This is a genomic window from Actinosynnema sp. NPDC023658 (assembly GCF_040639995.1).
Classification (GTDB): Bacteria; Actinomycetota; Actinomycetes; order Mycobacteriales; family Pseudonocardiaceae; genus Actinosynnema.
This window is the reverse complement of sequence record NZ_JBFAAX010000436.1, coordinates 1-4,852: the sequence shown is the minus strand read 5'-3', so window position 1 is coordinate 4,852 and position 4,852 is coordinate 1. Positions and strand designations below refer to the sequence as shown.

At 73.3% G+C, this 4,852-nt stretch carries 4 protein-coding genes and 1 pseudogene; 1 reads left to right on the top strand and 4 read right to left on the bottom strand.

Annotated features, from left to right (window positions below; all coding sequences use genetic code 11):
- A pseudogene (locus AB0G02_RS28300) lies at positions 1-346 on the bottom strand (serine/threonine protein phosphatase); the annotation flags it as partial.
- A 228-nt stretch (positions 347-574) separates the two neighbouring features.
- The gene (coaD, locus tag AB0G02_RS28295; RefSeq protein ID WP_360799598.1) at positions 575-997 is read right to left on the bottom strand and encodes a pantetheine-phosphate adenylyltransferase; all 423 of its coding nucleotides are present in this window, start codon (positions 995-997) and stop codon (positions 575-577) included.
- Positions 998-1,152: 155 nt separating this feature from the next.
- On the opposite strand from coaD, the gene AB0G02_RS28290 reads away from it, so the two are divergent.
- Positions 1,153-1,815, top strand: a complete 663-nt coding sequence (locus AB0G02_RS28290; protein WP_360799595.1) for a superoxide dismutase — start codon at positions 1,153-1,155, stop codon at positions 1,813-1,815.
- Positions 1,816-1,833: 18 nt separating this feature from the next.
- Here the strand turns inward: AB0G02_RS28290 and AB0G02_RS28285 are convergent, their stop codons facing one another.
- Positions 1,834-2,739 (bottom strand): hypothetical protein, encoded by a 906-nt coding sequence (locus tag AB0G02_RS28285; RefSeq protein WP_360799592.1) that lies wholly within the window; start codon positions 2,737-2,739, stop codon positions 1,834-1,836.
- Complete coding sequence (locus tag AB0G02_RS28280) at positions 2,736-4,748, bottom strand: RHS repeat-associated core domain-containing protein (protein WP_360799589.1); 2,013 nt, start codon at positions 4,746-4,748, stop codon at positions 2,736-2,738. Before AB0G02_RS28280 ends, AB0G02_RS28285 begins: the two co-directional genes overlap by 4 nt.
- Positions 4,749-4,852 lie beyond the last annotated feature (104 nt).

Below are 4,852 nucleotides of genomic sequence, written 5' to 3'. Positions count from 1 at the left end.
CCCGTTCGAGCCTCAGCGAGTTCCGCGCGAGCCGGGCGTCGGTGTCCTCGACCAGCCACCACGTCACCGCGCCGTCGCCGTGGTCCACGGGGTGCGCCTCGAAGCTGCGGTCGCCCAGCAGGCCGCGCGCCACGCCCTCGGGCGCCTGGTGCGCCCGGCCCAGCCAGCCCGCCCAGACGGTCAGCGGCAGGTCCGGCGCGGCGTGGGGGAACAGCAGCTTCGCGGCCTCGTTCGCGGCCCGCACGACGCCCGTCGCGTCCGCGTGCACGGCCGCGTAGGGGGCTCCCAGCCACGCGACGTCGGTCGCGAACTCGTGCGGCAGGACGGCAGGACCGGTCTCCACCATGCGCTCATCGGCCCCGCGCGGGCGCCTGCACCTCACTCGAATTCCCCGACGTCGCCGCCACCGGCCGCAGCCGGGTACAGCCTTGCGCGGCCCCTGCGGGCCTGCCCCCAGCCTGCCAGACGAGCGCGCCCATCGCGAACACCCCTGATCACCTGCGACGGAGGCGCGTTCCCCGGTCGAGGTCCCGCCCGATCACGGACGCGGTGCCGCCACCGGGGGTGGCCCCCGTCACCCGTCGAGGTCGTGCTCGCTCAGCGCGGTGACGAGGGTGGACGAGAGGTGGGCCCGGGTGGGGTCCGCGGCGATGAACACCGTCTCGACGCCGGCCAGGTCGTGGTTCATGCGGGCCATCGGCGTCTCGTAGTCCAGGTCGTGGAGGTCGCGGATCCCGCGGACGACGACGTCGATCCCCGTCCGGCGGCAGTAGTCGACCAGCAGGCCGCCGGTGTGGGCGTCGATCGTGACGTTGGCCAGGCCGGCGGCTGCCGCGCGGAGCCGGTCGAGCCGCTCGGTGACCGGGGAGCGGCCGGTCTTGGCCGGGTTGGACATGACGCAGACGACGACCTCGTCGAACAGGAGCGCGGCGCGGCGCAGGACGTCCTCGTGGCCCGGGGTCACCGGGTCGAAAGATCCTGGGAAGAGGGCACGCACGAGTGGGGAGCCTAACAAGCGGCCCATCCCCCGACCCCGCACCGCGGGCAAGGCGGACGACGACGAGCCGACGTGATCACCACGCTAGTTGCCACAAAGTTGCTCTTGCTAGATAGTGGCAATAACGATCGCGACGACGTCCCCCGGAGAAGCCCATGAGCCAGTACGTGCTGCCCGACCTGCCCTACGACTACGCGGCGCTCGAACCCGCGATCACCGGGGAGATCCTGGAACTGCACCACGGCAAGCACCACGCGGCCTACGTCAAGGGCGCGAACGACAGCCTCGAACGGCTCGCGGAGATCCGGGAGAAGGAGGACTTCTCCGGCATCGTCGGCCTGGAGAAGACCTTCGCGTTCAACCTCTCCGGGCACGTCCTGCACACGATGTTCTGGGACAACCTCAGCCCCGACGGCGGCGACCGGCCCGACGGCGAGCTGGCGGCGGCGATCGACGAGCACTTCGGCTCGTTCGACGCGTTCGCCAAGCAGCTCTCGGCCGCGACCGCGCTCGTGCAGGGCTCGGGCTGGGGAGTGCTCGCGTGGGAGCCGCTGTCCGGGCGCCTGGTCGTCGAGCAGGTGTACGACCACCACGGCAACGTGGGCCTGAACACCACCCCGGTGCTGGTGTTCGACGCGTGGGAGCACGCCTACTACCTGCAGTACCGCAACGTCCGGCCGGACTACGTGCAGAAGCTGTGGACGCTGGTGAACTGGGCCGACGTGACCCGCCGCTTCGACGCGGCCCGCGCCAGCGCGGAGGGGCGGAACGGCGGGCTCAGCCGTGCGGGCGGCGATGTCGGGGACACCACCCGGTAGGAGAGCGGGAGCCGGGGCTCAGCGGGCGTCCGGTTCCTCGCCCAGGAGCTTCTGCAGGTAGGCGGCGGGACGGGTCTGGCGGTAGGTGCCGTCCAGCAGGCCCACCTCGCGCGCCTCCGCCTCGTCGATCATCCGCAACGGACCGTCGGCGGTCTCGGCGGCGCCGTGCTCACCGGTGTCGACGCCCGGCCACGCGTTCGGCTCGTGGTAGACCTCCGGGTCGGCCGGGAACGAGCCCAGCAGGCCCTCGTCGTGGTCGACGACCTTCCAGGTGCCGTTCTTGACCAGGCTCTCCTCGGTGTAGACCGGCAGCCGGCGGGGCGCTCCGAGGACGTCCGCGACCGGGCGGCCGTCGCGGGACACGCCCTCGAACAGGCCGATGGCCGTGCCGAACCGGTTCCTGGTGATCACCACGGCCAGGCGGTAGCCGCCCGGGACGGGGATCGCCAGCACGTCGCCCGGCGTGAGCTTCACCGTGCGCTTGCCCGTGCCCTCGACGACGAGCTTGCGCACCTCGTCCGCGCCGACGTCGGCCAGGCCGACCCGACCGGTCCGCAGCACCTCCAGGACCGCCGCCGCGAACTGCCCCGGCGTGAGCGGCGCACCGCCCGCGGCCCGCACCCGGTCCGCCAGGACGCCGACGTGGGCCCGGGCGTCCTCGAAGACCCCGTCGTTCAGCTCGGACACCCGGGACGGCCGGTCGCTCGCGTAGCGCTTGGCGCCCTTGACCGTCGCGACGAGCTTCGCCGGCCGGGTGAACGCGCCGTCGACGGCGTCGGTGCTCGGGATCGCCCAGCCGAGCACCTCCAGGAACTCCGCCAACGTGGGTGCGCCGCCGAGTTCTTCGGTGAACCGGGCGGCGACCTCCGCGAAGCCCGCGGCCAGCTCGTCCAGCGCCTCGGCGGGCGGTGGGACGTCGCTCACGGACACCCCAACCCGTTGGTCTTGCGGTGCTCGTACTCCTCGTACTCGGCCAAGCGGTCCTCGCCCATGGGGTTCTGCCGGTTGCCTCGGTAGTTGTCGCCGTCGCGGCCGATGACCGTACCGTACTGCTCCGCCAACCGCTGTTCCATGAGGCTGGACTCGCCGTAGGTCCGCGTGCCCGGCACAACCGAGATCGTGTCGCCGTTGGCGGGGTCGTACCGGTTGTGGTTGGCGGCGTGCCTGGCTTCGACGTCGGCCTGGGTGGCGTCGGGCCCGAACTGGCCGGAGTAGTAGACCGTGCCGTTCGAGTCGCTCAACGTGTAGTTGGACCAGCCGTCCCGGTCCAGGCGCAGGTAGCGGTCGCGGGTGATGAGGCCGACCGGGTCGAGCAGGGCCAGCGGGTTGTCCACGTACCCGCGGTGGTTGGGCGCGGGGTCGAGGCCGAGCGGGTCGGGCGTGGTGTAGCTGCCGGTCGCCGGGTCGTAGTAGCGGTGGTAGTTGTAGTTCAGCCCGGTCTCGCGGTCGTGGTACTGGCCGGGGAAGCGCAACAGGCAGTCCGCGCCGTCCGCGCCCACCGGTCCTCGTTCCTCGCCCCACAGGCTGGTCCGCTGCCTCCAGTCGACGCGGCCGTCGGTGGTGACCAGCTCGGTCGGCGTGCCGACGAGGTCCGTGACGATCGCGTGGAACCGCCGGTCAACCACGTGCTGCGGCGCGTCGGCCGCGGTGGTGCGGCGCTCCTGGCTGACCGGGGTCCACGAGCCGGGCCGGTGGTCCCACGTGGTGGTGGCGACGAACGGCGTCCCGGCGACCACGTGCTCCTGCTCGGCCAGCACCTGGGCGTCCCAGTGGAACCTGACCTCCTCGACCGCCGCGCCGCCGCCGTCCAGCCGTCGCTTGGCGATCCGCCTGCCCAGCGGGTCGTAGTGGTAGGTCCACCGCTGCCCGGCCGGGTTGACGGCTTCGACGAGCCTGCTGCGCGCGTCGTACCGGTACGCCCAGACCTGCCGCGCGCCGGACGGCGTGTGCCGCAACGCGCGCACCACGCGGCCCTGGGCGTCGTGGTCGTAGTGGGTGCGGCCCGCGCGGCGCACCAGCGTCCCGGACGTGGACCTCGGCCCGGCCACCGGTGAGTCGGCGGCCCGGCTGTCCGCGGCGAACGCGAGGTTGCCGGACGCGTCGTAGGCGTAGTTCTCGGTCCACGTCGCCGCGCGCACGGCGGTGACCCGGCCGCGGTGGTCGAGGTCGAAGCGGCGGTGCCCGTCGAAGCTGTCCCGCACCGAGTCCGGCACGCCGTCGGGCCGGTAGGTCCAGCCGCGCCCGTAGCGGGGTCGCGGCACCCGGCGGCCGTCCGGGCCGTCGAAGCCGACCACTTGGCGCGCGGTGAGCCGACCGGAGCTGTCCCACGAGCTGGTGACCGCGACGTCCGCGCTCAGCCACCGGTGCACCTCGCGGCGGGCTGCGTCGTGCGCGAAGGCGATCCGGGTGCCGTTCGTGGTCAGCGCTGCGGGCAGGCCGACGCGGTCGTACTGCCAGTCCGAGCGGTGGCCGGTCGGCGTGGTGCGGGACGTGCGGCGGCCCAGCGCGTCGTAGGTGGAGGTGAGGGTGCGGCCGTTGACGGTCTCGCTCAGCGGTCGGCCGAGCGCGTCGCGGGTGAAGACCAGCTCGGCGTCCGGGTTCGTCGCGGTGAGCACGCGGCCCGCCGCGTCGTAGTCGAACGCCGTCACCGCGCCGTCGTCGGTGCGCTGCTCGACCGGGCGGCCGAGCGCGTCCCGCGTGATCGCGATGGCCTCGCCCTCGCCGTTGGTCAGCCGGACGAGCCGCTTCGCCGCGTCGTGCTCGTAGGAGGTGGCGCGGCCGTCGAAGTCCAGCTCCCGCAGCAGGTTCCCGGCCGGGTCGTAGGTGTAGCGCCAGGTCAGCAACTGCGGGTTGGTGACCTCGACGAGCCGCAGCTCGGTGTCGTGGGTGAACACGTGCCGAGCGCCGTCGGGGTCGACGCGGGCGGCCACCACGTGGAACGGCCCGACCTGTGCTGGAGGAGCGGCCGGAGGTGCGCGAGCCGGAGGAACCGACGCCGCTGGGCGACGTGCGGGGCTCGGTGCGGTTCGACGGGGTC